24 protein-coding genes are annotated in these 26747 nt (G+C 69.6%); 16 read left to right on the plus strand and 8 right to left on the minus strand.

Going from position 1 to position 26747, the window contains the following annotated elements; translation table 11 throughout:
* Nucleotides 1-95: 95 nt before the first annotated feature.
* A complete protein-coding gene (locus AB0I53_RS42115; protein ID WP_358614878.1) occupies nt 96-1079 on the minus strand; it encodes a DUF4097 family beta strand repeat-containing protein in 984 nt (327 codons plus the stop codon).
* A 14-nt stretch (nt 1080-1093) separates the two neighbouring features.
* Nucleotides 1094-1657 carry a toxin-antitoxin system HicB family antitoxin gene (locus AB0I53_RS42120; protein ID WP_358614880.1) on the minus strand — a complete coding sequence of 188 codons (564 nt, stop codon included), beginning with the start codon at nt 1655-1657 and terminating at the stop codon, nt 1094-1096.
* 163 nt (nt 1658-1820) lie between these two features.
* Here AB0I53_RS42120 and thyX point away from each other — a divergent pair, with 163 nt between their 5' ends.
* The 6 genes from thyX (at nt 1821) to AB0I53_RS42150 (ending at nt 8199) form a co-directional block, all read left to right on the plus strand.
* The gene (gene thyX / locus AB0I53_RS42125; RefSeq protein WP_358614882.1) at nt 1821-2573 is read left to right on the plus strand and encodes an FAD-dependent thymidylate synthase; all 753 of its coding nucleotides are present in this window, start codon (nt 1821-1823) and stop codon (nt 2571-2573) included.
* A 227-nt stretch (nt 2574-2800) separates the two neighbouring features.
* Complete coding sequence (locus tag AB0I53_RS42130; protein ID WP_358614884.1) at nt 2801-4261, plus strand: serine/threonine-protein kinase; 1461 nt, start codon at nt 2801-2803, stop codon at nt 4259-4261.
* A 44-nt stretch (nt 4262-4305) separates the two neighbouring features.
* The gene (locus tag AB0I53_RS42135; RefSeq protein WP_358614886.1) at nt 4306-4932 is read left to right on the plus strand and encodes a TIGR03085 family metal-binding protein; all 627 of its coding nucleotides are present in this window, start codon (nt 4306-4308) and stop codon (nt 4930-4932) included.
* 148 nt (nt 4933-5080) lie between these two features.
* Nucleotides 5081-6013 carry a 4-hydroxy-tetrahydrodipicolinate synthase gene (dapA, locus tag AB0I53_RS42140; protein ID WP_358614888.1) on the plus strand — a complete coding sequence of 311 codons (933 nt, stop codon included), beginning with the start codon at nt 5081-5083 and terminating at the stop codon, nt 6011-6013.
* Between the two features lie 7 nt (nt 6014-6020).
* A complete protein-coding gene (locus AB0I53_RS42145; protein WP_358614890.1) occupies nt 6021-7745 on the plus strand; it encodes a ribonuclease J in 1725 nt (574 codons plus the stop codon).
* 214 nt (nt 7746-7959) lie between these two features.
* Complete coding sequence (locus tag AB0I53_RS42150; protein WP_358614892.1) at nt 7960-8199, plus strand: hypothetical protein; 240 nt, start codon at nt 7960-7962, stop codon at nt 8197-8199.
* A gap of 127 nt (nt 8200-8326) precedes the next feature.
* On the opposite strand, the gene AB0I53_RS42155 is transcribed toward AB0I53_RS42150, so the two are convergent.
* Complete coding sequence (locus AB0I53_RS42155) at nt 8327-9907, minus strand: alpha/beta hydrolase (protein ID WP_358614894.1); 1581 nt, start codon at nt 9905-9907, stop codon at nt 8327-8329.
* A gap of 347 nt (nt 9908-10254) precedes the next feature.
* Here AB0I53_RS42155 and AB0I53_RS42160 point away from each other — a divergent pair, with 347 nt between their 5' ends.
* Nucleotides 10255-11307, plus strand: coding sequence for a hypothetical protein (locus AB0I53_RS42160; RefSeq protein WP_358614896.1), 1053 nt, complete (start codon nt 10255-10257; stop codon nt 11305-11307).
* On the opposite strand, the gene AB0I53_RS42165 is transcribed toward AB0I53_RS42160, so the two are convergent.
* Entirely contained in the window at nt 11308-12051 is a 744-nt protein-coding gene (locus tag AB0I53_RS42165) for a lysophospholipid acyltransferase family protein (RefSeq protein ID WP_358614921.1), read from the minus strand.
* Nucleotides 12052-12263: 212 nt separating this feature from the next.
* Here AB0I53_RS42165 and AB0I53_RS42170 point away from each other — a divergent pair, with 212 nt between their 5' ends.
* Nucleotides 12264-14756 (plus strand): DNA translocase FtsK 4TM domain-containing protein, encoded by a 2493-nt coding sequence (locus AB0I53_RS42170; protein WP_358614898.1) that lies wholly within the window; start codon nt 12264-12266, stop codon nt 14754-14756.
* Between the two features lie 219 nt (nt 14757-14975).
* The gene (locus AB0I53_RS42175; protein ID WP_358614901.1) at nt 14976-16256 is read left to right on the plus strand and encodes an exo-alpha-sialidase; all 1281 of its coding nucleotides are present in this window, start codon (nt 14976-14978) and stop codon (nt 16254-16256) included.
* 100 nt (nt 16257-16356) lie between these two features.
* On the opposite strand, the gene AB0I53_RS42180 is transcribed toward AB0I53_RS42175, so the two are convergent.
* From AB0I53_RS42180 to AB0I53_RS42195, 4 genes are all read right to left on the minus strand, one after another.
* Nucleotides 16357-17571 carry an alpha-hydroxy acid oxidase gene (locus AB0I53_RS42180; protein ID WP_358614903.1) on the minus strand — a complete coding sequence of 405 codons (1215 nt, stop codon included), beginning with the start codon at nt 17569-17571 and terminating at the stop codon, nt 16357-16359.
* Nucleotides 17572-17702: 131 nt separating this feature from the next.
* Complete coding sequence (locus AB0I53_RS42185) at nt 17703-18272, minus strand: phospholipase (RefSeq protein ID WP_358614905.1); 570 nt, start codon at nt 18270-18272, stop codon at nt 17703-17705.
* A 279-nt stretch (nt 18273-18551) separates the two neighbouring features.
* Nucleotides 18552-19082, minus strand: a complete 531-nt coding sequence (locus tag AB0I53_RS42190; protein WP_358614907.1) for an amino-acid N-acetyltransferase — start codon at nt 19080-19082, stop codon at nt 18552-18554.
* A gap of 51 nt (nt 19083-19133) precedes the next feature.
* A complete protein-coding gene (locus AB0I53_RS42195; protein ID WP_358614909.1) occupies nt 19134-19640 on the minus strand; it encodes an amino-acid N-acetyltransferase in 507 nt (168 codons plus the stop codon).
* 126 nt (nt 19641-19766) lie between these two features.
* On the opposite strand from AB0I53_RS42195, the gene rimO reads away from it, so the two are divergent.
* The 7 genes from rimO to AB0I53_RS42230 all read left to right on the plus strand — a co-directional run bounded on the left by rimO (nt 19767) and on the right by AB0I53_RS42230 (nt 26576).
* Nucleotides 19767-21203, plus strand: a complete 1437-nt coding sequence (gene rimO / locus AB0I53_RS42200) for a 30S ribosomal protein S12 methylthiotransferase RimO (RefSeq protein ID WP_358614911.1) — start codon at nt 19767-19769, stop codon at nt 21201-21203.
* Entirely contained in the window at nt 21203-21829 is a 627-nt protein-coding gene (gene pgsA, locus AB0I53_RS42205; protein ID WP_358614923.1) for a CDP-diacylglycerol--glycerol-3-phosphate 3-phosphatidyltransferase, read from the plus strand. The genes rimO and pgsA overlap by 1 nt, the downstream gene beginning before the upstream one ends.
* Nucleotides 21826-22317, plus strand: coding sequence for a CinA family protein (locus AB0I53_RS42210; protein ID WP_358614913.1), 492 nt, complete (start codon nt 21826-21828; stop codon nt 22315-22317). Before pgsA ends, AB0I53_RS42210 begins: the two co-directional genes overlap by 4 nt.
* 170 nt (nt 22318-22487) lie before the next feature.
* Complete coding sequence (locus AB0I53_RS42215; RefSeq protein ID WP_358614915.1) at nt 22488-22964, plus strand: helix-turn-helix transcriptional regulator; 477 nt, start codon at nt 22488-22490, stop codon at nt 22962-22964.
* A 477-nt stretch (nt 22965-23441) separates the two neighbouring features.
* Nucleotides 23442-24284 carry a PspA/IM30 family protein gene (locus AB0I53_RS42220; protein ID WP_358614917.1) on the plus strand — a complete coding sequence of 281 codons (843 nt, stop codon included), beginning with the start codon at nt 23442-23444 and terminating at the stop codon, nt 24282-24284.
* A gap of 11 nt (nt 24285-24295) precedes the next feature.
* Nucleotides 24296-25141 (plus strand): hypothetical protein, encoded by an 846-nt coding sequence (locus AB0I53_RS42225; protein WP_358614919.1) that lies wholly within the window; start codon nt 24296-24298, stop codon nt 25139-25141.
* A gap of 157 nt (nt 25142-25298) precedes the next feature.
* The gene (locus tag AB0I53_RS42230) at nt 25299-26576 is read left to right on the plus strand and encodes a solute carrier family 23 protein (RefSeq protein WP_358614925.1); all 1278 of its coding nucleotides are present in this window, start codon (nt 25299-25301) and stop codon (nt 26574-26576) included.
* The last annotated feature ends 171 nt before the right edge of the window (nt 26577-26747 follow it).

The following is a 26747-nucleotide window of genomic DNA, read 5'->3' on the forward strand; positions in this document are numbered from 1 at the left end:
CCTGGACGTGGACGGCGCCCGGCTCACCGTCACCTGCCAGCCTCGCGACGCGGAGCTGTACGCCCGTTTCGGCGCTCATGCCCGGTCTTCCACGTTCACGTGGCGCTTGTCAACACGGCATCACCCGTTCCTGTGCGGCCGAAGATCTGCAGCTTCGGTTCCTTCTCTGGAGGTTCTTCGGACACCACCAGGTCGCTGCTCGCCGTGCCGGTGGACGAGGTGAGGTCCACCTCCGCAGAGGTTCCGCGGTGGACCGACACTTGCAGCTCGCCGGAACCGGTGATCAGCTCGAGCTGCCCGGCGGTCGCGTCCGCGACCGTCAGGTCGCCGCTGCCGGAACGCACCAGCACGTCGCCGGACACCGTGCCGAGCCAGACGTTCCCGCTGCCGGTGGCCACCGACGACGCCGTCTCGATCACGCCGATCTCGACGTCGCCGCTGCCGCTGCGCGCATGCACGCCGCCGGCCATCGTGCCGAGCCGGAGCTGGCCGGAACCGGACCGGATCGTGGCCCGATCCGACGCCCGCTCGATCGACACCGTGCCGGAACCGGCCTGGACGTTGATCCGCCCGGCCGCGCCGGTCACGCTGACCTCGCCGGAGCTGGAGTGCACCCCGACCTCCGAGTCCAGCGGGGCGCGCACCTTGACCGCCAGCGGGACGTTGCGCAGCGGCGCGTTGGCCGGCGTCCGAACGGCGAGCCGGTTGCCGGTGAGGTCGATCCGCGTCCGCCGCACGGCCTCGGAGATCGGCTCCTGCGGCCCGCGTCCGCGGTCCGCCTCGCCACCGGTGCGGATGCCGGCCTCGCCGAACTGCTCGGTGACCCAGCTCAGCAACCCGGTCAGGCCGCTACGCCAGTCCGGCCCGCTGGCGGCGGAATCGTGCCGGACCTCGACGTGGGTGGTCGCGGTTTCGGCCAACTCGATCACGACCGGCCCCAGGCTGTTGCCGATGTCGATGCGAATCGGCCCAGCGGTGTTGAAGTCCTGGCTGCGCACCAGCTCGGCCAACCGCTCCTCCGCGCTCGGCCGATCCGCGGGCTCGGTCATGCCGTCGCCCGTGGTCTCGTCGTTCGTCATCGCGATCCCTCCTCTCAGCCTTCTACCCAGCCGCGCACCCGTGAGCCGGGTTCGCCGCGCCACCGCCCGCGCGGGCCGCCGCCGGGCGGTCCCCATGGTCGGCCGCGCCCATGCCGCGGGTGGTCCCACGGGCCGCGCGGCCGCCCGGTGTGCAGCGCGCCCTGAACCGCCTGCGCGACCCAGGTGTTCAACGACACGCCCTGGCTCGACGCGGCCTGTTCGGCCTGCGACTTGATCTCTTCCATCAGGCGCAGCGTGATGCGGCTGATGTCACCGCTGTCGCCGCTCGGCGGAGGTGGCGGTGGTTCGGCCTCGTCCTCCACCGTGGGTGGTGCGGTGCCGCCGCTGACCACCACTCGGACGTCGCGGCCGTCGAGGCGGATGTCGACGACCTGACCGTCCAGCAGGGTCGTCACCTCCGCCGCCAGGTCGGACAGTGCGTTCATGATCGCCAGCCGTGCGGCCGGCTCCATCGCGCCGGACAGCACCGCCGCGGTCTGCCGGGTCTGGTCGTCCCCGGCGGAGGCTGCGGAGCTCAGGTCCTCGCGGAGTTGCTCGATGTAAGGGCTCAGATCCATGACGCCACTATGACTGCGTCGATGGCGTCATGCAATGACCTGATGGTGTCATCTGGCGTCATGGGATCTTGTCTGGGCCGCCGGTTACGCTCGATGCACGCAAGGGGAGTCGTTTGCGGCGGTCGTCGACCGCCGTGCAGAGCAGGAAAGGGGCCCGCCCGTCGTGACCGAGATCGTGCGGCCGAAAGTGCAGCTGATCGGCAAGACCGAGTTCTTCCCGCCGGAGGACGTGCCCTGGTCGACCGACGCCGACGGCGGGCAGGCGCTCGCGGAGTTCGCCGGTCGCGCGTGCTACCAGTCGTGGCGCAAGCCGAACCCGGCCACCGCCACCAACTCCGGCTACCTGCGGCACATCCTCGAGGTCGGCCACCTGTCCGTGCTGGAGCACGGCTCCGTGTCCTTCTACCTGTCCGGGATGTCGCGCTCGCTGACCCACGAGCTGATCCGGCACCGGCACTTCTCCTACTCGCAGCTGTCGCAGCGGTACGTGCCGGAGCGCGACGCCGCGATGGTCGAGCCCGACGTCATCGCCGGAGACCCGGAGCTGCACGAGAAGTTCGTGCAGGCCACCGAGGCGAGCGTCGCCGCCTACACCGACCTGCTCGCCGCGCTCGAGGAGAAGTTCGCCGACGAGCCGAAGGCGACGCTGCGCCGCAAGCAGGCGCGCCAGGCGGCCCGCGCGGTGCTGCCCAACGCGACCGAGACGCGGATCGTGGTGACCGGCAACTACCGGGCGTGGCGGCACTTCGTGGCGATGCGCGCCTCCGAGCAGGCCGACGTCGAGATCCGCGGCCTCGCCATCGAGTGCCTGCGGCAGCTGCAGAAGGCCGCGCCGAACGTGTTCAGCGACTTCGAGATCACCACGCTGAAGGACGGCACCGAGATCGCGTCCAGCCCGTTCGTCACCGAGGGCTGAACCGGGGTTTCGCCAAGGCGATCCGCGCATGGACGGCCGGTGCCCGCTCGGGCCCGGCCGTCCGCACGTCTGCAGCCGGTCTCGTCCCGGTGGGCTTCTCATCACGGGGTGGCCCGACCGGGAACCGATCGTTCTCCCGCACAGTCAAAGGGGCGATCCGACTCATCTGATTGGATGATCGGCGAGGTAGGGACGTTTGCGCTGCGTGGTCGCGCGCGAGGACTTCGGTGGAGGACGGCGCAGTGGTGGAGCAGATCGAGCCCGGGCAGCAGGCGCGGGTGATCGGCGGTCGGTACCAGGTCGTCCAGGAGCTCGGGCGCGGCGGCATGGGGATCGTCTGGCGAGCCTGGGACCAGGTCATCGGCCGCGAGGTAGCGATCAAGGAGCTGCATCTGCCCGACGGCGTGCCCCCGGCCGAGCGGCAGGTCTTCGAGGAGCGGGTGCTCCGCGAGGCGCGCACCGCCGGACGGCTGAACGACCCGGCGGTGGTCACGGTGCACGACGTGCTGGCCGAGTTCGGCGTCACCTACATCGTCATGGAGCTGGTGCAGGCGGTCACGCTCAGCGACTACGTCGCCCAGCATGGGCCGCTGCGCCCCGAGCAGGCCGTCGACCTGGTCCGCCAGGTGCTCTCCGCGCTGGAAACCGCGCACGCGGCGGGGATCGTGCACCGCGACGTGAAGCCGAGCAACATCATGGTCGCCGACGGCCGGGTCAAACTGGCCGACTTCGGGATCGCCCAGACCCTGGACGACCCGCGGCTGACCACCAGCGGCGCGATCGTCGGCTCGCCGTCGTTCATGGCGCCGGAGCGGATCAAGGGCGCCGACGCCTCGCCGGCCAGCGACATGTGGTCGCTGGGCGCGACGCTGTTCTTCGCGGTCGAGGGCTGGCTGCCGTTCGAGCGGCAGACGACGGCCGCCACGCTGCACGCGGTGCTCAACGAGACGCCCCGCTTGTCCCGCCCGCACGGCATGATCGGCTCGGTGATCACCGGGCTGCTGATCGCCGATCCGCGGGCGCGGTTCACCGGCCCGCAGATCCGGGCGCTGCTGGACAGCGTGTTCACCAACGGCACTAGCCCGGAGCAGACCGTGCCGGTCGGCAGCCCCACCCGGGTCGCCCAGGGAGCGCCGCAGCAGAAGCGGTCCAAGCGCCCGTGGCTGATCGCTGCGGCCGTCGCCGCCGTCGTGCTGTTCGTCGCCGGAGTCCTGGTCGGACGATTCGCGCTGGTCGGCGGTGGTGCGCCGACCGCGATGGATTCGACCCTGGTGTTCGGAAAGGGCGGCGACGTCGACGAATTCGACCCGGACGCCAAGGACTGCGGCATCGGGAAGATCACCCGAGGCGAGCCCGTCAACAACACGACGTCCTGCTCCGACCCGCACGACTTCGAGTTCTACGCGTCGGGGTCCGCGTTCAACTCCAGCGGCTACGACACGGCCTATCCCGGCAAAGCCGTGCTGGCCGCATACGGTGAGGGCTACTGCTCGATGTACTTCGCCTCGGACAAGGTCGTCGCGCCGGGCAAGCAGACCACGTTGCGCTACGTCACGCTCATCCCCTCGGAGCAGTCCTGGAACGCGTATCGCCAGTCCGAGGGCGACCGCAAAGCCGGCTCGCAGAGCATCTACTGCGCCCTCCACAGCGCCTCCGGCGACAAGCTGCAGACTTCCGCGACGAAGTGATCGCCTGCGCCACCTCGCGGATCGTCGGTGGCTAGAGTGGGCGCATGGGTGTGGCCAGCGATGAACGCCAGCAGTTGTGCGACCTGTTCGAGCGGCTCGGCCCGGACGCGCCGACGTTGTGCGCCGGGTGGACCACCAAAGACCTCGCGGTGCACCTCGTGGTGCGCGAACGGCGGCCGGACGCGGTGGCAGGCAAGTTCGTGAAGGCGCTCGTCGATCGCAGCGAGCGCATCCAGAACGAGCTGCGCGCGCTGTCCTGGCCGGAGCTGATCGACCAGATCCGGCAGGGGCCGCCGAAGTGGAACCCGCTCGGCTTCTCCGGCGTGGACGAGGCGGTCAACGCCGCCGAGTTCTACGTGCACCACGAGGACGTCCGGCGGGCCCAGCCGGATTGGCAGCCGCGCCCGTCCGACCCGGAGCGCGAGGAAGCGCTGTGGAAGTCGCTGACCCGGGTCGCGAAGATGTTCTACGGGCGCAGCCCGGTGGGCGTGGTGCTGCGCCGCCCGGACGGCACCGAGATCGCGGCCAAGCGCGGTCCGCGCACCGTGCGCTTCGCCGGCGAGCCCAGCGAGCTGATCCTGCACGCCTTCAGCCGTCGTGCAGCGAAGGTCACGTCCGAGGGCAACGAGGCCGATGTGCTCGCGGTCGAGGACCTGCGCCGGTCGTTCTGACGCGAGGGGCGGAAACTCGCTCGCGCGACGGCGGCCGGGCCGGAAGAAACACGGCATTCCCGGGCCTGCGGCCGCCGGGTTTCCGGAATGTGGCGCGAGGCCCATCCGGGGGCTCTGAGCAGGGATCTCACCAGGTAGCGTCAGGGCCATGACCGTCTGTCCCACTGCTGCTCCGGGCCGCCCGTTCGGCCGCGTCCTGACCGCCATGGTCACGCCGTTCGACGAAGACGGAAAGCTCGACCTGACGCTGGCGCAGGAGCTCGCCACCTATCTGGTCGACAGCGTCGGCAACGACGGGTTGGTCGTCAACGGCACCACCGGCGAGAGCCCCACGACCAGCGACCACGAGAAGCAGCAGCTGTTGCGCGCCGTGGTCGAGGCGGTGGGCGACCGCGCGACCGTGGTGGCCGGCGTCGGCACCAACAACACCGAGCACTCGGTCGAGCTGGCGCGCGCTGCTGAGCACGCCGGCGCGCACGGCCTGCTGGTCGTCACGCCGTACTACTCGCGCCCGCCGCAGGAGGGGCTGTTCCAGCACTTCTGGACGGTCGCCGACGCCACCGAGCTGCCGGTGATGCTCTACGACATCCCGCCGCGTTCCATCGTGCCGATCCAGGTCGACACGCTGAAGCGGCTGGCCGAGCACCCGCGGATCGAGGCGGTCAAGGACTCCAAGCACGACCTGTTGGCCGGCAGCGAGGTGCTGGCCAGCACCGATCTCGCGTACTACTCGGGCGAAGACCCGCTGAACCTGCCCTGGCTGTCGGTCGGCGCGGTCGGCTTCGTCAGCGTGATCGGCCACGTGGTGGGGGACCGGCTGCGCAAGATGCTGGACGCCTACGAGGCCGGTGACGTCGCCGGTGCCCGGGAAGTCCACAATGGACTTCTGCCGGTGTACCGGTCGATGAATTTCGTCGGCGGAGTGATCTTCTCCAAGACCGCGCTTCGGTTGTGCGGCTACGAGACCGGCCAGCCGCGACTGCCGCTGCCCGCGGCTACCGAGGAGCAGGTGCGGTTGATCACCAGTGACCTGTGGGATGCTGGCCTGGTACTGGTCAATCCGGACGCCGCACAGAGGTGAACCAGCGTTGAGCGCAAAGGCGACAGCCACCGAGTACCACCCGGTGACGCCGACATCGTCGGCCCCACCACCCCCGCTTACCGACGGTGGGCTGCGCGTCGTAGCGCTCGGCGGCATCGGCGAGGTCGGCCGGAACATGACCGTGTTCGAACACGCGGACCGGCTGCTGATCGTCGACTGCGGCGTGCTGTTCCCCGAGGACGACGCGCCGGGCGTGGACCTGATCCTGCCGGACTTCGCCGCGATCGAGAACCGGCTGGACGACATCGACGCGCTGGTGCTCACGCACGGGCACGAGGACCACATCGGGGCGGTGCCGTTCCTGCTGCGGCTGCGGCCGGACCTGCCGGTGGTGGGGTCGAAGTTCACCCTCGCGCTGCTGGCCGCGAAGTGCCGCGAGCACCGGCTCGACCCGGTGCTGGTGGAGGTGTCCGAGGGGCAGCGCAGCCAGCACGGCGGTTTCGAGCTGGAGTTCTTCGCGGTCAACCACTCGATCCCGGACGCGCTGGCGGTCGCCATCCGGACCCCGGCCGGGGTCGTGCTGCACACCGGCGACATCAAGCTCGACCAGCTGCCGCTGGACAACCGGCTGACCGACCTCGCCGGTTTCTCCCGGCTCGGCGACGAGGGCGTGGACCTGTTCCTGGTGGACTCCACCAACGCCGAGGTGCCCGGGTTCGTCACGCCCGAACGCGAGATCGGGCCGGTGCTGGACCGGGTGATCGGAAAGGCCACCCAGCGCGTGATCGTGGCCTGCTTCGCCAGCCACGTGCACCGCGTGCAGCAGGTGCTGGACGTGGCCGAGACGCACGGCCGCAAGGTGTGCTTCGTCGGCCGTTCGATGGTGCGCAACATGGGCATCGCGACCGATCTGGGCATGCTGCGCGTGCCCGACGGGCTGCTGGTCGATCTCGACGAGGCGCTGTCGATGCCCGAGCACATGGTGGCTTTCGTCTCCACCGGCTCGCAGGGCGAACCGCTTTCGGCGCTGTCCCGGATGGCGCGCGGCGAGCACAAGCAGATCCGCATCCGCGCCGGCGACACCGTGGTGCTGGCGAGCTCGCTGATCCCCGGCAACGAGACCGCGGTGTTCGGCGTGGTCAACGGCCTGGTCCGGCTGGGCGCCGACGTGGTGCACCAGGGCCACGCGAAGGTGCACGTGTCCGGGCACGCTTCGGCCGGAGAGCTCCTCTACCTCTACAACGCGGTGCGGCCGAGCAACGTGATGCCGGTGCACGGCGAGTGGCGGCACCTGCGGGCGAACGCCGAGCTGGCGCGGCTGACCGGGGTGCCGGCGGATCGCGTGGTGATCGCCGAGGACGGCGTCGTGGTGGACCTCGTGGACGGGATCGCCGCGATCGCCGGCCGGGTCGAGGTGGGGCACGTCTACGTGGACGGACTGTCGGTCGGCGACGTGGGCGAGTCCACGCTGTCGGATCGGCTGGTGCTGGGCGAGGGCGGGTTCATCGCGATCACGGTCGCCGTCGAGGCGTCGACCGGCCGGGCGGTGTCCTCCCCGACGATCTCCGGGCGCGGTTTCTCCGACGACCCGAAGGCGCTGGACGGCGTGGTGCCGCTGGTGGAGATGGAGCTGGCCCGCACCGAGGCGGAGGGCGTCACCGAGACCCACCGGATCGCCCAGGCGGTGCGCCGGGTGGTGGGTCGCTGGGTAGCCGAGACCTACCGGCGGCGGCCGATGATCGTGCCGAACGTGCTCGCGGTCGGGCCCTGAACCGATCACCTGGTCGAGTGACTTATTGGTCTGATTTGTCGACTATTTTTGATCGCTGTCGGTGGTCGTGATCTCCACGGGGTGATCTACGGAACCCGTTGGGAGCACACGGCGGGCCTGCCCGGAGATCCACTGAAAGGGTTGGCTTCGCCGGTTCGGAGCGCACGTGGACTCCTGGACCGGAGGAATCACCAACGGGAGATTGGGGTCTGACGTGCGTACTTCCGCTCGACTCTTCGGCGCTGCCACTGCCGCGGTCGCAATGCTGGCGATCGGTTCTCCGGCGTTCGCCGACAGCTACGGCAACGACGGGATCAACCTGCTGAACGACAACAACGTCAGCGTGCTGCCGGTCCAGCTGTGCGGTAACAACGTCGGCGTCCTCGCGCTGGTGGCGCCGATCGGCTCGCCGCAGATCAACAACTGCGTCAACGCGCCGATCTTCGACCACTGACGCAAGACCTCGTCACCTAGGACAAAGTGCCGGCCTCCCTCGCGGAGGCTGGCACTTCGCTTCGTTCCCGGGGACACCGACGCTGAAGGGCCGGTCTCCGCGCGGAGACCGGCCCTTCAGCAGGTGATCAGTGCCAGTTGGACTGCAGGGCTTCTTGCAGGACCGCGGGTTGTTGCGGTCGGACCTTCAGCGCGCCCACGCCCTCAGGGGTCGGCTGCGGGAGCGGCTCGCACGTCGTGTCCGGGCCGTCACCCGTCTTGCGGGCCGGCAGCTTGCCGGTGGCCAGGTAGTCGGCGATCTGGTCGTCCAGGCAGGCGTTGCCGCCGAGCGAGCCCGAGTGCGTGGTGCCGCCGGGCAGGCTGATCAGGCTGGCGTTCGGGAAGCGCTTGCGTGCTTCCAGCGCGCCGGGGAACGGGGTCGCGGCGTCCAGCTCCTCGCTGATCAGCAGCGCGTCGGTCACTTTGCTGCCGTCGACCTCGACCTGCTTGCCCGGCTTCGCAGGCCACGAACGGCACGGCGCGTTGTACCAGGCATTTGCCCAGGTCTCGAACGGCGCCTTCGCGTACACGTCCCAGTTGTCCTTGCGCCACTGCTCCCAGCTCTGCGGCCACTTGACGTCGGTGCACTGCACCGACAGGTAGACCGCGAAGCCGTTGTCGTCGCCCGGCGGGTTGGCGCCGTCGTAGATCGTCTTCAGCGCCTGCCAGTCGCCGTTGTGCACCCAGCCCGAGAACGCCTTGGCGCGGCGGTCCCAGGTCGACTGCGAGTAGCCCGCGTTCAGGAACAGGTCGGTCCACTCGTCGGAGCCGATCACGTCGCCGGCCGGCTGCTGGTCGAGCTTGGCGAGCTGCTCGTAGTAGAGCTTCTCCACGTCGGCGCCGGTGGTGCCCAGGTGGTACGTGGCGTCGTTCTTCGCGATCCAGTCGAAGAAGATCTTGATGTTGCGGTCGAAGGCCACGTCCTGGTTCAGGTTCGCGTCGTACCAGACGTCCTCGACGTTCACCACGCCGTCCATCACGACCCGGCGCATCCGCTCGGGGTGCAGGGTGCCGTAGACCTGGCCGAGGTACGTGCCGTAAGAGAAGCCGTAGTAGTTGATCTGCTCGGCGCCCAGCGCCTTCCGGATGCTGTCTATGTCCTCGACGACATCCGTGGTCTTGATGTGCTCGATCAGCTTGCCGGCGTTCCCGCAGGCCCGGGCGTAGCCCTCGGACCGGTCGAGCCAGGTCTTCTCCAGCTCCGGCGTGGTCGGCACGTAGTGCGGGCGGTCGTAGGAGAAGTAGTTCGGGTCGCAGGACAGCGAAGGCTTGCTGGAGCCCACACCGCGCGGGTCGAACCCGATCCAGTCGTACGCGGCACCGGCGCCCTTCGGCACGTACGCGCCGAGCATCGACAAGTTCAGCCCGGATCCGCCCGGGCCGCCCGGGTTGACCAGCATGACGCCCTGGTACTGGTCGTCGGGCACGGTGTGCTTGATCCGCGAAACCGCGAGCGAGACCTGCTCGCCCGCCGGATCGGCGTAATCCATCGGGACGGTCACCATCCCGCACTCCGCCCCGGCCTTCTGCAGGTTCGCGTCCTCGCACTGGCCCCATTGGACCGGCGCGGGCTCGAAAACCGGTCCGGGCGCGGCGGTTGCGGAGCTGATGGCAGGCGACAAACCGACCAGCAGACCGGCTGCCATGGCAGCGGTGACGACTTTTCTCATGTTTGCCCCGTCTGTCCAGTTCGGTGCGCCCGATTGGCGACCAGTGTGGACAGTTAACGGGATCAGTCGAGGTCGGACCGCATGGTTGGCGAAAATTGGCCTACCTGTGTGCTCCCCGCGCAGGCATGGTGAGCGCGGCCTTGATGCGGTCCGGGGATGGGTTCGCCGACGGCCCGGTGGATCAGGGAACGATGCTGTCAGCCGCTCGGTGACGGCTCGGCAGGCGCCCGCACGGCCTGGGATGATCAACCGTTCAGCCGACGCGGGCGCGGACAGGACCTTCTTACCGTGGTGCAGGAATCGTCCGGCTCGGGGAGGTCGGAGTGATGCATTCGTCCACGGTCGTCGTGCGGAACAAGTCGGGTGAGCTGGAGGCGTTGCGAAAAGTCACACCGAGCGAAGCGCGGGCCGTCCGCATCTGCGTCGACCTGGTTTCGGATGGTCCTGAACTGCTGAAGGGCCTTGCTGCGGCCCTCGAACATCTGACGAACAACGGGCAGAAACCGCTCCTCGACGTGACACAGCTCCACCAGTCGAGCCTGTTGCGGGACCAGCCGGGCGGCCCTCTGGACCCCGTGGTTCGGATTCTGACCGAAGAGCCGGACGGGCAGCTAAGGCTCGATGCGGAGCTGCCCTTCACGCCGGTGGTGCCGCTGGGGACGGACGATCGAGAACTGCGCGGGTATGCGCTGCTCCGAGAGTCGTTTGACTGCGCGTTCGGCATCCGGGTGCGGGCGAGTTGCCCAGCGGAGTTGGCCGTCGACAGGATCGAGCGCTGCTTGACCGGGTTGAAGACCGCGCCCGAAGCAGTTGAGCTGTTGGTCGACGCAGGCTTCCTGCGAAGAACTATCCCCAGCAGCGAATGCGGACGGCTGATCGCCGGCCTTGCGGCGAGGTACTCGTTCCAGTCGATCACAGTGCTGGGCGGTTCGATCCCGGCGAAGCGACACCAGCTGGACGGAGGTGTCCGGCCTCGGCATGAGTTCACCCTTTGGCAGCAGCTCAAGGCCGGCTCGCTGGATGTTCGCTACGGCGACTACGGGATCGTGCATCCCAGCGCCGCCGCACCCGCGAAATCGGGGGAGGGGAGAGTCCAACCGAATCCGTACCTGTTCTACACGGGTGGTCGCCGCAGTCGGTATGCCTTCCGCGCCATGGCCCGCGACGACAAGAGGAAACCGTTGCCCGGCGAAGACCCCGGCGAGCACTTCCGAGAAGTGGCGCAGGAGATGGTCGGATCGGTGGAGTACGAGCAGAGTGCAACCGGGTCTTGGGGAGACCGGCGGTTGGAAGAGTGTTCCAGGGGCGACGTGGTGGCGAAGAGGTCTCAGGACTGGATCGCGATCGGGACTTCGCACCACATTGCGCATCTGGCCGCTAGAGGAGATCGCGCAGCGTGATCACGGGCGCCAGGGGCTGGGTTTGTCGGTGGCCGGGCGCGTTGGGTCGAAGTGGTGGGGCGCTCCGAGTTCGCCCTCGCGCAGCGGCACCATGCCGGTCGCGATGGCGCGCATGATGCGATCGCGGGCCCTGGTTGCGTCGCCGACTCGGTCGGCGGACAGGTCGCTGAGGTCCACCGGCGTTCCGAAGTGGACCTTCAGCTTCGGCCGGCGGCGGACGGCCCGCAGCCACGACGCGACCAGGATCCGCAGGTCACCGAGGCCTTCGACACGGACCATGCCGTAGCACGTCGCCTCGTGGGCGCCCCACTGGCTGACCGGCACCACCGCGGCGCCGGAGGCCAGTGCCATCCGGGCCACGCCGGTCTTCCCGCGCTCCGGCCACATGTCCGGTTCGAGGGTGATGCGGCCCTCCGGGTACACCAGCACCGGGTGGTGATCGCTGGTCAGCGCCGCGACCACCCGGCCAAGGGCCTCGCCCGCGGTGCTCTTGCCGCGGTCGGCGCGGACGTGCCGGCAGGCGCGGAGCATCTTGCCCAGCACCGGTGCGTCGAACAGCCCGCCGGTGGCGAGGAAGCGCGGCGCGAGACGGCGGGTGCGGCAGGCCGCGATCAGCACCAGCGCGTCGAGGTTGCCGATGTGGTTGGCGGCCAGTAGCAGCGGCTTGCCGCGAACCGAATCCGGCACGTCGCCGGTGACTTCCAGTCGTCCGGTCAGCCCGATGATCGCCCGGTCCACCCGCATCAGCGCTCGCCACAGCAGCGGCGCGTCGCGGAACAGCTTCTCGCGGTCGGTTCGGCGTGTCGGCTCGTGCGGGCTGGAAGGTAGGGCGACCATGATGGTCGAGGATCTCACGCGCGCTGCGCCGGTTGGAGCGGATTGCCCGAAAAACGTTCGACCAGCGATCTCCCGTGGCTGGTGTGACGCGCGAGGCGGGTGGAGATACCGTGTGGGGCATGGCGAGCCGGACATCGAACGGGGGACGGGGCTCGTCGCGTGGCAAAAGCGCGACCAAGAGTAACGGCTCCGCTGCCAGGAGTGGCGGATCGGGTAGGTCGAGCACCACGCGGAAGAGCACCGGGAGCGCCAAGCCCCGCCCCGCGTCGACGCACGCACCCCGCAGACCAGCGCCGAAGCGATCCGCCAAGACGAGCTCCAAAGGCGGCGGGAGCATCGCGCGCGGCGTCGGGAGCGTGGTCCGGGCGGTGGGCAAGACCAAGGAACTCGATCCCGCGCACCGGCGCGACGGGCTGGCGCTGATCTTCCTCGCGACCGCCGTGATCGCCGCCGCCGGCGTCTGGTGGCAGGCCGGCGGCCCGGTCGGGCACTGGTTCGACTGGGCGCTGCGCTCGGTCATCGGCATGGCAGCCGTGGTGCTGCCGATAGTTCTGCTGATCACCGCCGTGCTGCTGATGCGCACCGAGACAAGCGCCGAGGCGCGGCCTCGCGTGGTGGTCGGGTCGCTGCTGCTGATCCTCACCACGCTCGGCGTCCTGCACATCGCATCCGGCGCACCGCTGGATCCCGAGGCCTGGCCGAACGCCGGCGGAGCCCTCGGTTTCGTCGCCGGCGGGCCGCTCGCGCACGGGCTCACCGGCTGGGTCGCGGCGCCGGTGCTGGTGCTGATCGGGCTGTTCGGGCTGCTCGTGCTCACCGGCACACCGGTGCGCGAGGTAGCGGCCCGGTTGCGCGGTCTCGGGCAGGAGGCTGAAGAAGCCCGCCCGGCGGCCGCCGCCAAGGAGCTGGAGGCCGATCCGGCTTCGGTGAAGCTGCGCCGGCCGTCCCGCCGTCGCCAGGCGACGATGTCCGAAGAGGACCGCCAGCTGTCGCTGGAGGACGCGCCCGAGGAGCAGTCCAAGCCCGCCAAGGCGAAGGCGGCCGCGGTGCCGGCCAAGCCGGTCGCCGAAGCCGCCGAGGAGAAGCCGAAGAAGAGCAGCAAGCCGCAGATCAGCCGCAGCGTCGAAGGCGACTACCAGTTGCCGCCGCTGGACGTGCTCACCGACGGCGAACCGCCGAAGAGCCGCAGCCGCGCCAACGACTCCATGATCGAGGCCATCACCGCGGTGCTGGAGCAGTTCAACATCGACGCCCAGGTCACCGGTTTCACCCGCGGACCGACCGTGACCCGCTACGAGGTCGAGCTCGGCCCCGGCGTGAAGGTCGAGAAGATCACCGCGCTGACCAAGAACATCGCCTACGCCGCGGCGACCGACAACGTCCGGCTGCTGGCGCCGATCCCGGGCAAGTCCGCGGTGGGCATCGAGGTGCCCAACAGCGACCGGGAGATGGTGCGGCTGGGCGACGTGCTGCGCTCCGCCGAGGCGGGCAAGGACACCCATCCGCTGGTGATGGGGCTGGGCAAGGACATCGAAGGCCACATGGTCACCGCGAACCTGGCGAAGATGCCGCACCTGCTGGTGGCCGGCTCGACCGGGTCCGGTAAGTCCAGCTTCGTCAACTCGATGCTGGTGTCGCTGCTCGCGCGGGCCACCCCGCAGGAGGTCAGGATGATCCTGATCGACCCGAAGATGGTGGAGCTGACGCCGTACGAGGGCATCCCGCACCTGATCACGCCCATCATCACCCAGCCCAAGAAGGCCGCCGCCGCGCTGGCCTGGCTGGTGGAGGAGATGGAGCAGCGCTACCAGGACATGCAGGCCAACCGGGTGCGCCACATCGACGACTTCAACCGGAAGGTCTCCTCGGGCGAGATCACCGCGCCGCTGGGCAGCGAGCGCGAGTACCGGCCGTACCCGTACATCCTGGCCATCGTCGACGAGCTCGCCGACCTGATGATGACCGCGCCGCGGGACGTCGAGGACGCCATCGTGCGGATCACCCAGAAGGCGCGGGCCGCCGGCATCCACCTGGTGCTGGCGACCCAGCGCCCGTCGGTCGACGTCGTGACGGGCTTGATCAAGACGAACGTGCCGTCGCGGTTGGCGTTCGCGACGTCGTCGCTGACCGACTCGCGGGTCATCCTGGACCAGCCGGGTGCGGAGAAGCTGATCGGCATGGGCGACGCGCTGTACCTGCCGATGGGGGCGGGCCGGCCGGTGCGGGTGCAGGGCTCGTTCGTCGGTGACGACGAGATCCACCGGATCGTCTCGTTCGCCAAGGACCAGGCCGACCCGGAGTACACCGACGGCGTCACGGCGGCCAAGGCGGGCGAGAAGAAGGAAGTCGACTCCGACATCGGCGATGACCTCGACGTCCTGCTGCAGGCCACCGAGCTGGTGGTGACCAGCCAGTTCGGCTCCACCTCGATGTTGCAGCGAAAGCTGCGGGTCGGGTTCGCCAAGGCCGGTCGGCTGATGGACCTGCTGGAGTCGCGCGGCGTCGTCGGGCCATCGGAGGGCTCGAAGGCGCGCGAGGTGTTGATCAAGCCGGACGAGCTGGAGAACACGCTGTACTCGATCCGCGGCGGACCGCCGCCGGATGCCGAGTGATTCCGGCGTCCCCGCATCTCCCGGAGATGCGGGGACGTTACCGTTTTCCGCGTTTTAACCAGCGATTTATCGGCCGCTTCCACCGGATTCGTGCTGCTCCGTTTGCGCTTTCCGAATTACGCTGAACGGAATTGTTCGAAGGGTTGATATCCCGGTTCCGTGCGATAGTGTCCCGCCCGCTGGAGGAGTTCATCCGCCGCGATTTCGAAGGGCTCTCGCATGGTCGTCCGGAAAGTCCGCGCCTGGTTATCGGTGTCGTTGTCGGTGTTGCTGCTGGTGGTGGGTTTTCAGCAGATCGCGTTGGGTGTCCCGGTCGGCGGGCAGGACGTAGCGCCGTCCGATGTGGACAAGGGTGAGCTGATGCGCACCGGCGGCAGCAGCTATCCGCGAATGGTGCGGCTGCAGCACTCCGGCCCGGCCGACGGGCGCGTGCTGGCCAGCATGACGACCTATGTGGACCGCGCCGGTATCGCGGTCATCTACGAAAGCCGTGACGACGGCGAGACGTTTCGGCAGATCGGCGAGATCCGCGACCCGGAGGGCGCGGACGCGAAGGGCATGTGCTGCTCGACGCTGTACGAGCTGCCGCGGCAGGTGGGCGACATGCCGGCCGGAACCCTGCTGTGGGCCGGCACCGCCGGCATCGGCGCGGACCCGGAGGAACGGCACAGCAGCATCCGCGTGTGGCGCAGCGACGACCACGGGAAAACCTGGAGCTTCCTTTCGGCCATCGTGCAGGCGCCGGTCGGGCCGGGCGTGTGGGAGCCCGAGTTCACGGTGTCCGCGCAGGGCGATCTGGTCGCGTTCTATTCCGATGACGGCGATCCGAAGCACGACCAGAAGATGGTCCAGGTGCGTTCTGCGGACGGCCGGAATTGGACCGATCTGCGGGAAACGCTGAAGAACGACAAGTTCACGGTGCGCCCAGGAATGTCCGGGATCCGGCAGCTGCCGGATGGCACTTATGTGATGGTCTACGAGGTCTGCAACTACGATCCGGTGCACATCTGCACGGTTTGGATGCGGACTTCGGCCGACGGCTGGGATTTCGGCGACCCGTATGACCTGGGCACGGAAATCGTGTCGGAAACCGGCGGGCAGCCGCTGGGCACGCCGACGATCGCGTGGGCGCCGGGGCCGGGCCCGAACGGCCGGCTGCTGCTGGCGTACCAGATGCTCGGCGGCGACAACGGCGGCTGGGCGCCGGGCAACGGGCGCACGCTGATGGTCAACGACAACCCGTCCGACCTGGCGCGGGGCTGGCGGGAGATCCCGTCCCCGGTGCAGCTCAGCTACAACAAGGGCAGCGTCTGCCGCAACTTCAGCCCGACCGTGCTGCCGACGTCGGACGGGAAGTCGGTCATCCACATCACGACGGACTTCGAGAAGTACATCGGCGGGCCGTGCGAGGCCTTCCACGCGACCGGCCCGATCGACGCGACGGCCGGAACGGCGAGCAGCCACGACGTCAAGCCGATGGATCCCCGCCCCGGCCGCTGAGCCGCATCTCCGCAGGGCAGGTGCCGTGAGTGTTTTGTGTCGCCATAGCAGCACAAAACACTCACGGGCGGTGACCTGCGGAGACGCCGCCGTGCGCCGGTCAGTGGCGCAGGGTGGCGTGGGTGGTGTTGAGCTCGTCGATGGAGTGGACGCCCAGCAGCTGGAGGGTTCGGACGACCTCGGCGCGGAGGATGTCCACCGTCTTCTGGACGCCGCGCTCGCCGCCGGCCATCAGGCCGTACAGGTAGGCCCGGCCGATCAGGCACGAGTCCGCTCCGAGCGCGATCGCCGCGACGATGTCGGCTCCGCTGACGATGCCGGTGTCCAGCAGGATCTCGGCCCGGCCGCCGATGGCCTCGCGGACCGCAGGCAGCAGTTCCAGCATGGTCGGGGCCCGGTCGAGCTGCCGCCCGCCGTGGTTGGACAGCACCACGCCGTCGGCGCCCCGCTCGACCACGCGCCGGGCGTCGTCGGCGTTCTGGATTCCCTTGACGATCAGCGGCCCCTGCCACAGCTCCCGCAGCCACTCCAGGTCGGCGAGGTTCAGCGACGGGTCGAACATCGAGTTGATCAGTTCCTGCACGGTGCCGGACCAGTGCTTGAACGAGGCGAACGACAGCGGCTCGGTGGTGAGCAGGTTGAACCACCACGCCGGGTGCATCGCGCCGTCGGCGATCGTCTTGAGCGTCAGCTCCGGCGGGATCGTCAGGCCGTTGTGGGCGTCGCGCAGGCGCGCGCCGCCGACCGGCGTGTCGACGGTGAGCATCAGCGCCTCGTATCCGGCGGCCTGGGCGCGCTGCACCAGCTCGCGGCTGGCCTCGCGGTCTCGCCAGAGGTAGAGCTGGAACCACTTGCGGGCGCCCGGCGCCGCCGCGGACACGTCCTCGATGGAGGTGGTGCCCATTGTGGACAGCGCGTAGGGGATGCCGGCGCGTTCCGCGACGCGGGCCACCGCGGGCTCGCCCTCGTGGTTCATCATGCGGGTGAAACCGGTGGGGGCGAAGGAGAACGGCAGCTCGGACCGCTCGCCGAGCACCGTCGTGCTGGTGTCCACCTTGGACACGTCCTGGAGCACGGAGGGGCGGAACTCGACGTTGCGGAAGGCCTGCCGGGCGCGGCGCAGGCTGATCTCCGCCTCGGCGGCGCCGTCGGTGTAGTCGAACACGGCGCGGGGCGTCCGGCGACGGGCGATGGCCCGCAGGTCGGCGATCGAGTGGGCGGCCGACAGGCGCCGCTCGGTCGTGTTGAGCTGCGGGGGCTTGACCCGCAGCAACGGACGCAGTTCGGACCAGCGCGGTAGTTGCCGCTTGACCATTCGTGTTCCCTTCTCGCCGTGCGCCGGGGCGCGAAGGGCACATTACCTTTTCGCTGTGGCGGAAAAACCCGGCGAAGACGGCGAAGGGCGCGTCCCGCTCGGACGCGCCCTTCGCCGACCGCGCTCGGTGCTCAGCCGTTCGCGCCGAGTCGCACGGTCCCACCCATGGCGTTGACCGCGTGGTACTCCAGCAGCGATCCGCTGCCGGAGAACACCGGCTTGACCTGCGCCAGTTCGACGGCCTCGGCGGTGGAACCGGTCGTCCCACCGAACTCGCGTACCGCGTAGTAGTAGATGTTCGCGGTGCCCTTGCAGACCACGTCGCTGCCGCAGACCGAGTACATGTCGGCCTTGAAGTTGTCGTCGACCTTCTTGCGGTTGTCCTCGCTGAACCGGTCCTGCTTCTTGTAGTTGCGGTAACCGAAGTCGTGCCGATCGCAGCTGGTGCGGAACTTGTAGCCCAGCGGCTTGTCCGGCGACATCGAGCAGCCGTCGGAGGACCAGTCGAGCTGATCCGAGTAGGGCTGCTCGGCGCGGGTTTCGGTGAACGCGTCGAGCGAGGTCTCGTACAGGTACTCGTCGGTCACCGCCCGCAGCCGGGTCTGGCTGAGGTCGGCGTGCGCGGTGCCGGCGGTGAGCAACAGCGCGCCGGCAGCGGCGGCGCAGGTGAAGAAGCCACGGCGAGCGGGGGAACGTTCCACGGCTGGTCTCCTCGGGCCGAACGGATCACTCCCCGTGTTATAACCGTTGCAGGTGGTGTCTGCGGGAAGGTTGAGCAACCTGCACGAGAACGCTGGTTCAGGAATTAACCCGATCGGGAGCTGAGGGATCCACGTGGTCTGGTGCTGGAATCGGCGAATTCCGTTGTCCGGCGGTCACACCTGTCAGGCGTAGACCTCGTCTTCGGCGACGACGGGTGGTAGCGCGACCGAGCCACGCTTCATGTGGATCTCCTTGACGATTCTCCGCTGCTCCGCGCGTCAGGTCAGTTCGAGGAGCATTCGGGTGTTGCCGAGCGTGTTCGGCTTGATGTTGGCCAGGTCGAGGAACTCCGCCACGCCCGCGTCGACCGAGCGGCGCATCTCCTCGAAGACATCCGGGCTGACCGGGGCGCCGTTGATGGTGCGGAAGCCGTGGCGGCCGAAGAACTCGGTCTCGAAGGTCAGCACGAACACCCGGGACAGGCCCAGCTCGTGGGCGAGGTCGACCAGTTGGTGCACGAGGCGGTGGCCGATGCCGCGACCCTTCACCGCCGGATCCACCGCGACGGTGCGGATTTCGGCGAGGTCTTCCCAGAGCACGTGCAGCGCGCCGCAGCCGACGACGCGGCTCGGGCCGTCCGGTTCGGTGAGCTCGGCGACCCAGAACTCCTGGATGTCCTCGTAGAGCGTGACGAGTTCTTTGGCCAGCAGCACTTCGCCCGCGTAGGCGTCGACCAGGGACTTGATCGTCCGCACGTCGGCGATCCGAGCCCGCCGAATCGTTATCGCCGATGACGCATAGTCATTCATGTGAGCATCGTAGCGCCGCGATCCAGCCGCGGCATGCGTATTCTCCGCGCGTCACGCGCCCAGTCGCAGCAGCATGCGCGTGTTGCCGAGGGTGTTCGGCTTCACGTGCGCGAGATCCAGGAACTGCGCCACGCCTTCGTCCGGCGAGTGGCGGATCTCGTCGTAGACGTCGGGTGGGACCGGGGCGTCGGCGATCGGCAGGAAGCCGTGGCGGCCGAAGAACTCGGTCTCGAAGGTCAGCACGAAGATCCGCGACAGGCCCAGCTCGCCGGCGGTGGCGACCAGGCGCGCCACGAGCGCGTGGCCGATGCCGCGGCCCTTGGCCATCGGGTCGACCGCGACGGTGCGGATTTCGGCGAGGTCTTCCCAGAGCACGTGCAGCGCGCCGCAACCGACGATCTCGCCTGCCTGCTCGGCGACCCAGAATTCCTGGATGCCCTCGTAGAGCGTGACGAGTTCCTTGCCCAGCACCACTTTTCCCGCGTAGTGGTCGATCGACGCCTTGATCGTGCGGGCGTCGCGGACTCGGGCCGGGCGCACCTCGACGAGAGCAGTCATATTAGGCAAGCCTAGCCAACTACGGGTTGGAGTGGTCGCCGGGCGGCCGTAATCTTGACCACGGCAGGGTTTTCGCCTGGCGGGCTCGTGCGCAGGCCGCGGCGGCCGGGACGTTACGCTCCTCGCATGTCAACCGAGCAAAATCACCGCCGAGTCGCCATGGTCACGCTCGGTTGCGCCCGCAACGAGGTCGATTCCGAAGAGCTAGCCGGAAACCTGCACGGTCGCGGCTGGGATCTCGTCGACGCCGACGAGGCCGACGTCGTGGTGGTCAACACCTGTGGCTTCGTCGAATCCGCGAAGAAGGACTCCGTCGACACGCTGCTCGCCGCCGCCGACACCGGCGCGAAGGTGGTCGCCGTCGGCTGCATGGCCGAGCGCTACGGCGCCGAGCTCGCCGAGCACCTGCCCGAGGCCGACGCGGTGCTCGGCTTCGACCACTACGCCCAGCTCGCCGACCGGCTCGACGACGTCGTCGCCGGGCACGCCATTCAGTCGCACCAGCCGCAGGACCGGCGCAAGATGCTGCCGATCACCCCGGTCGCCCGGCCCGCCGCGGCCGCCGAGGTCGCGGTGCCCGGCCACGGCTGGGTTCCGGCCGCCCGCGCGGTGGCGCGCCGCCGGCTCGACGACTCGCCGGTCGCCGCGTTGAAGCTGGCCTCCGGTTGCGACCGGCGCTGCTCGTTCTGCGCCATCCCGTCCTTCCGCGGCTCCTTCCTGTCCCGGCCGCCGGAAGAGATTCTGGGCGAGGCCGCCTGGCTGGCCGAGCACGGCGCGAAGGAACTGTTCCTGGTCAGCGAGAACTCCACCTCTTACGGCAAGGACATGGCCGACGCGCGGGCGCTGGAGGTGCTGCTGCCGAAGCTCGCCGCCATCGACGGCATCGATCGGGTGCGGGTCTCCTACCTGCAGCCCGCCGAGACCCGGCCCGGCCTGGTGCGGACCATCGCCACCACTCCCGGCGTCGCGCCGTACTTCGACCTCTCGTTCCAGCACTCCAGCGAGTCGGTGCTGCGCCGGATGCGCCGGTTCGGCTCCACCGAGTCGTTCCTGGCGCTCATCGAGCAGATCCGCGAGCTCGCCCCGGAGGCGGGCATCCGCAGCAACGTCATCGTCGGCTTCCCCGGCGAGACCGAGGACGACTTCGCCGAGCTGCAGGACTTCCTCACCCGGGCGCGGCTGGACGCCATCGGCGTGTTCGGCTACTCCGACGAGGACGGCACCGAGGCCGCCGGCTTCGACGGCAAGATCGACCCGGACGTCGTCGACGAGCGCGTCGAGCAGCTCTCCGACCTGGTCGACGAGCTGATCGCGCAGCGCGCCGAGGACCGCATCGGCACCGAGGTGCGGGTGCTCGTCGAGCGCGTCAGCGACGAGGAGTGCGTCGGCCGCGCAGACCACCAGGGACCGGAGGTGGACGGGGAATGCCTCGTCACCGATCCTGGAGAGGTCAACGTGGGCGATGTGCTGCTCTGCCAGGTGGTGGACAGCGAAGGCGTGGACCTCGTGGTGCGCCCGATCGACAGCACGCCCGCGCAGAACAGGCCCGGGGAGCAGCCATGATGGCCGATGGCGCGACGTCCGACTCCGCAGCGGCGAACCCGACCGGGGCGCGGTCCGAGCCTGTGCCGCTGGTCAACATCGCCAACATCCTGACCGTTTCCCGGCTCGCGCTGGTGCCGGTTTTCCTCGTCGCGCTGTTCTGGGACGACGGGCACGACACGTTGTGGCGGTGGATCGCCGCCGCGGTGTTCGCGATCGCCTCCATCACCGACCGCATCGACGGCGACCTGGCCCGCAAACGCGGCCTGGTCACCGACTTCGGCAAGGTCGCCGACCCCATCGCGGACAAGGCGCTGACCGGCGCCGCGCTGGTCGGGCTGAGCCTGCTCGGCGACCTGGGCTGGTGGGTCACCTGGGTGATCATCGGCCGCGAGGTGGCCGTCACGCTGCTGCGGTTCTGGGTGATCCGGCACGGCGTCATCGCGGCCAGCCGCGGCGGCAAGGTCAAGACGTTGCTGCAGGCCATCGCCATCGGCTTCTACCTGCTGCCGCTCGGTAGCTGGGCCGACGTGCCGCGCTGGGTGGTGATGGGCGCGGCGCTGGTCGCCACGGTCGTCACCGGGCTCGACTACGTCGTGCGCGCGGTGCGGCTGCGCGCCGCCGGCCGGGCCAAGGTCGGCGCGTGATCGTCGATCAGATCGGACTGTCGTTGTCGCAGGTGGCAGACCTGCTCGAAGCGTTGCGGCGGCGCGGTGAAACGGTCGCGACCGCGGAGTCGTTGACGGCCGGGCTGATGTCCGCCGTGCTGACCGACGTGCCCGGGGCCAGCGACGTGGTCCGCGGCGGGCTGATCGTCTACGCGACCGATCTGAAGGCGGAGCTGGCCGGGGTCGATCGCGATCTGCTCGCGGCGCACGGCGCGGTGCACCCGAAGGTCGCGGAGATGCTCGCCGACGGCGCCCGGCGGCGCTGCGGCGCGGACTGGGGCATCGGGCTGACCGGCGTGGCCGGGCCCGATCCGCAGGATGGCGTGCCGCCGGGCACGGTGCACCTCGGATTCGCGGGGCCGGACGGCACAACAGTGCACTCGGTGCGCCTCGACGGCGATCGGCACGCCGTGCGGGCTGCGGCCGTTCGGGTGGCGCTGGAACACTTCGCGGATCTGCTGCGTTGATTCAACGGGGTGCTGTGCGCTGGCAGAAGGCGGCGCCCGGAAACGGTCACTGCGCGTTCGCCCTCGGCGGACTTGTGGGCGATCGTTCTCGTTCGGGCCCTCGGATGAGTAACGTAGGTGGCGTTCACGCGTGGTGCACGCGGTAGGCGACGAAGGAAGGGAGGCGCGCGATGACCGTATTGTTGCGGGAGGCGGTCGGTGAACGACTGCGCCGCGCCCGGACCGCACAGTCTCGGACCTTGCGGGACGTTTCGCGCGCTGCCCGGGTGAGCCTCGGATATCTCTCCGAGGTGGAACGGGGCCGCAAGGAGGCGTCCAGCGAACTGCTCGCCTCGATCTGCGACGCCCTGGACCTGCCGCTGCCGGAGCTCCTGGTCACCGTGGCCGGCGACCTCGACGAGACGCTGCTGGTGCCGTCGTCGGTCGTCGAGCAGGCCACGGCGGCGGAGATCGACGGCGGCCGCCTGGTGCCCAGCCTGATCGGCACCGAGCTCTCCGACGCCGAACTGGCCCAGCAGCAGCTGGCAGGCGCCGAAGCCGGAACGGACGCCGAACCGCGCGCCTGCGCGGACCGGCTGCAGCCAATGCTCAGCCAGCGGATCAGCGCGCCGGTGCGCAAACCCGGCGGCGTAGTCGTGGCGGCGTGATGACTGTTCTTTAACTCGTTCTGCGTGGCGGTGCGGGTGGCGGCGCCCTGCGGGAATTACGGTCGCCTTCTCGCTGTGGGATCCCCGACATCATGAATGCCAATTCACCACGTCGGGGACTGGCCTCGCCGAGAGCCCCTTCGGGCGGGTACAGCCTGAGAACCCGCGGCGGTGCAAGTTGCGTGCGTGGGCCAAGTGGCTTCGCCACTTCAAAGACAGCCCTGAGAAGCAGCGGGAAGTGAGTGCCGAACCGGGTATATGCCCGGTTTAGCACTCACGACCGTTTTCGGGGCCCGGTGGTCGGGCGGCGGCGGCGTTCTGGTTCGATCTTGGGTCGTAGCTCCGGGTAAATCCCGGCGAACTACCGTGTTTGGTGGAAGCCGACACGACTACCTGACACGATGGACCCAGCGGGCACGCCCGGTGCGGTCGTGTCGGCATGGGGCAGCCGAGCACAGAAGAAGGCAGGCGGAGGAGATGGCCAACCCGTTCGTGAAGGCCTGGAAGTACTTCATGGCGGCGTTCTCGTCGAAGGTCGACGAGCATGCCGATCCGAAGGTACAGATCCAGCAGGCCATCGAGGAAGCCCAGAAGCAGCACCAGAGCCTCTCCCAGCAGGCCGCTTCCGTGATCGGCAACCAGCGCCAGCTGGAGATGAAGCTGAACCGGCAGCTCGGCGAGGTCGAGAAGCTGCAGTCCTCGGCCAAGCAGGCGTTGGTGATGGCCGACCAGGCGCGCGCCAACGGCGACGAGGCGACTGCGCAGAGGTACGAGGAGACCGCCACCCAGCTGGCCAGCCAGCTGGTCACCGCAGAGCAGGGCGTCGAAGACCTCAAGACGCTGCACGACCAGTCGCTGGGCGCCGCCGAACAGGCGAAGCAGGCGGTGGAGCGCAACGCGCAGATCCTGCAGCAGAAGATCGCCGAGCGCACCAAGCTGCTCAGCCAGCTGGAGCAGGCCAAGATGCAGGAGCAGGTCTCCTCGTCGATGCGGCAGATGACCGAGATCTCCGCGCCGGGCAACACGCCCTCGTTGGAAGAGGTCCGGGACAAGATCGAGCGCCGCTACACCACCGCGCTGGGCGAGGCGGAGCTGGCGCAGAACAGCGTGCAGGGCCGGATGCTGGAGGTGCAGCAGGCGTCCGTCGACGCCGCTGGCGCCAGCCGGCTCGCGCAGCTGCGCGCCTCGATGGGCTCGGGCTCGGGGCAGCAGCAGGTGACGGGCGGCCAGCAGCAGCAGATCGCCGGTGGTTCGCAGGCGGCCGGTGAGCCGGCGACCCAGCCCCAGCAACAGCAGAATCCGCAAGCCGGCCAAGCCTGAGCGAGCGAGATGTGAAGTCCCGCAAACAGGAACTGACGCAGTTGGGCGAGGCCGCGCTGGAACAGTTGCGCGGCCCGCTCTTCTCCGAGGTGCGACGGAAGTTCGCCAACTGGCGCGACCCGCGGGCTCGGTTGCTGCGGCAGCGCAAGCGGGCGAAGCGGACCGCGGTGGGCAGCGCGGCCTCGGCCGGCGTGTTCGGCGCCGGCGCGGCCGCCTCGGCGACCCTGCCGGGGATGTGGGCCGCGCTGGGCGACATGGGATGGTTCCTGCAGGACGTGAGCACCCTCGGCCTCGGCGGCATCGCCGTCGTCAGCGGCGTGGGCGCGGTCAACGTGGGACTGAAGTACCGGCGGCTCATGAAGACACCGCTACCCGAGCCGCAGCCGGAGCCCGCGGCGCTGCCCTCGCAGGGGTCGGCGGCGCGGGAGCCGATGCAGCGGCTGCGCGATGCGGAGCAGAGCCTGCACCGCGCGTTGGCGCAGCTGACGTCGGCGGGCGCGGGTAGCGCTGCAGCCGACGCGCGGGGCACCGCGGACAGCGCGGCAGCGGAGCTGCGGCGCGTCGCGGAGCGGCTCGTCGCCGTGGAGGCGGCGATCCCGCACGCGCCGGAGGCGCAGAAGCCCGCGTTGCGGGCTGATGTGCAGCGGCTGCGCGAGGAGTTGGACGAAGGCCTAGACGGGTACGGCGGTCTGGTCGCCGCCGCGGGGCGAGCCGTGGCCGCGAGCGGCGCTTCGGAGCAGAAGTACCTGATGCAGGACGCCACCGATCGGCTGGCCGGGCTGGCCGCCGGATTGCGGGAGCTCTTCGGGCCGGATGGGCCCGGCGCGGACCCGCAGCGCCGATCCGACCGGCCCTGACGCGACACGCCGAGCCGATATCACTGCTGGTAGTCGACGTTTCGTTGATCAGCCGAGCGGGTTGGCTTGATTGTGTGATGCGAAATAGTAATCTTCCAATCGTCATCACATGCCGTGGCAGGGCCTCGCCCGACCGGGCGGCTCGGGGGAGGACGATGTGGCGTTGTGGACCGTGCACGGCAACGGTCGACGCCTGGTGCGCGATGCCGTCGTGGCCTCCGAGGAACGCCTCAGCTGGCCGCTGACCATCGGATTCGGGCTGCAGCACCTGCTGGCGATGTTCGGCACCACGACGCTGGTGCCGCTGCTCACCGGCTTCCCGCTGACGACCACGCTGTTGTTCTCCGGCATCGGCACGCTGCTGTTCCTGCTGCTCACCCGGAACCGGGTGCCCACCTACCTCGGCGCGTCGGTGGCGTTCGTGGTGCCGTTGGGCGCGGCCGCGGACGAGGCCGGTGCGAGCCCGGCCGCGCTGCTCGGCGGGATCGTGGCGGTCGGTCTGGTGGTGATGGCCGTCGGCGTGGCGGTCAAGGCGCTGGGCGTGCGGCTGCTGGAGTCCGCGATGCCGCCCGTGGTGACGGGTGCGGTCGTGCTGATGATCGGGCTCAGCCTCGCGCCGCAGTCGGTGTCCTCGTTCGGCGAGCAGCGCATGCCCGCGGCGCTGACGCTCGGCACGATCGTGCTGCTCACGGTCATCAGCCGGGGCATGGCCGGGCGGGCCGCGGTGCTGATCGGGGTGCTGGTCGGGTGGAGCTACGCCGCGATGGCCGGTGATCTCGTCCCGGAACGGATCGACGAGCTGGCCGCCGCGCCCTGGTTCGGGCTGCCCCAGCTGATCGCCCCGCAGGCGCACATCTCGGTGATGCCGTTCGTGCTGCCGCTGGTGATCGTGCTGGTCGCGGAGCACGTCGCGCACGTCAAGGCGGTCGCCGCGATGAGCGACCGCAACCTCGACCCGTACGTCGGGGACGCGCTGATCAGCGGCGGCCTGGCCACCACGCTGGCCGGCGCGGCGGGCGGCTCGGCGCTGAGCAGCTACGCGGCGAACATCGGGGTCATGGCGGCGACGCGGGTGTATTCGACGGCGGCCTGCCTGGTCGCCGCGGTGGGCGCGATCGTGCTGTCGTTCTCGCCGAAGCTCGGCGCGCTGATCAACACCATTCCGCTCGGCGTGCTCGGTGGCGCGACGCTGGTGCTCTTCGGGTTGCTGGCGCTGGTCGGGGCGCGGATCTGGCTGGACGCCAAGGTGGACTTCGCGGATCCGGTGAACCTGGTGGTGCTGGGCACCGCGGTGATCGCCGGGGTCGGCAACCTGACGTTGCAGGTGGGGGAGCTCCGGGTCACGGGCCTGGTGTGGGGCTCGGTCGGCATCGTGCTGGTGTACCCGATCCTGCGGAGCCTCGCCGACGCCCGCAACGCGGCCACCGAAAGCTGACGCCCCATTTCCGCCGACCAGGTGCCGTGAGTGTTTTGTGCTGCTATAGAGGCTGTTTCCAAACTTGTTTTGCGGTGCGGTGCGGGTAGCGGCCCCCCTGCGGGAGTTACTGAGGCCTTCTCGGCTGTGGGATCCCCGACACACGTATGACCAATACGACGCGTCGGGGCT

It is taken from the genome of Saccharopolyspora sp. NPDC050389, assembly GCF_040655595.1.
Classification (GTDB): Bacteria; Actinomycetota; Actinomycetes; order Mycobacteriales; family Pseudonocardiaceae; genus Saccharopolyspora.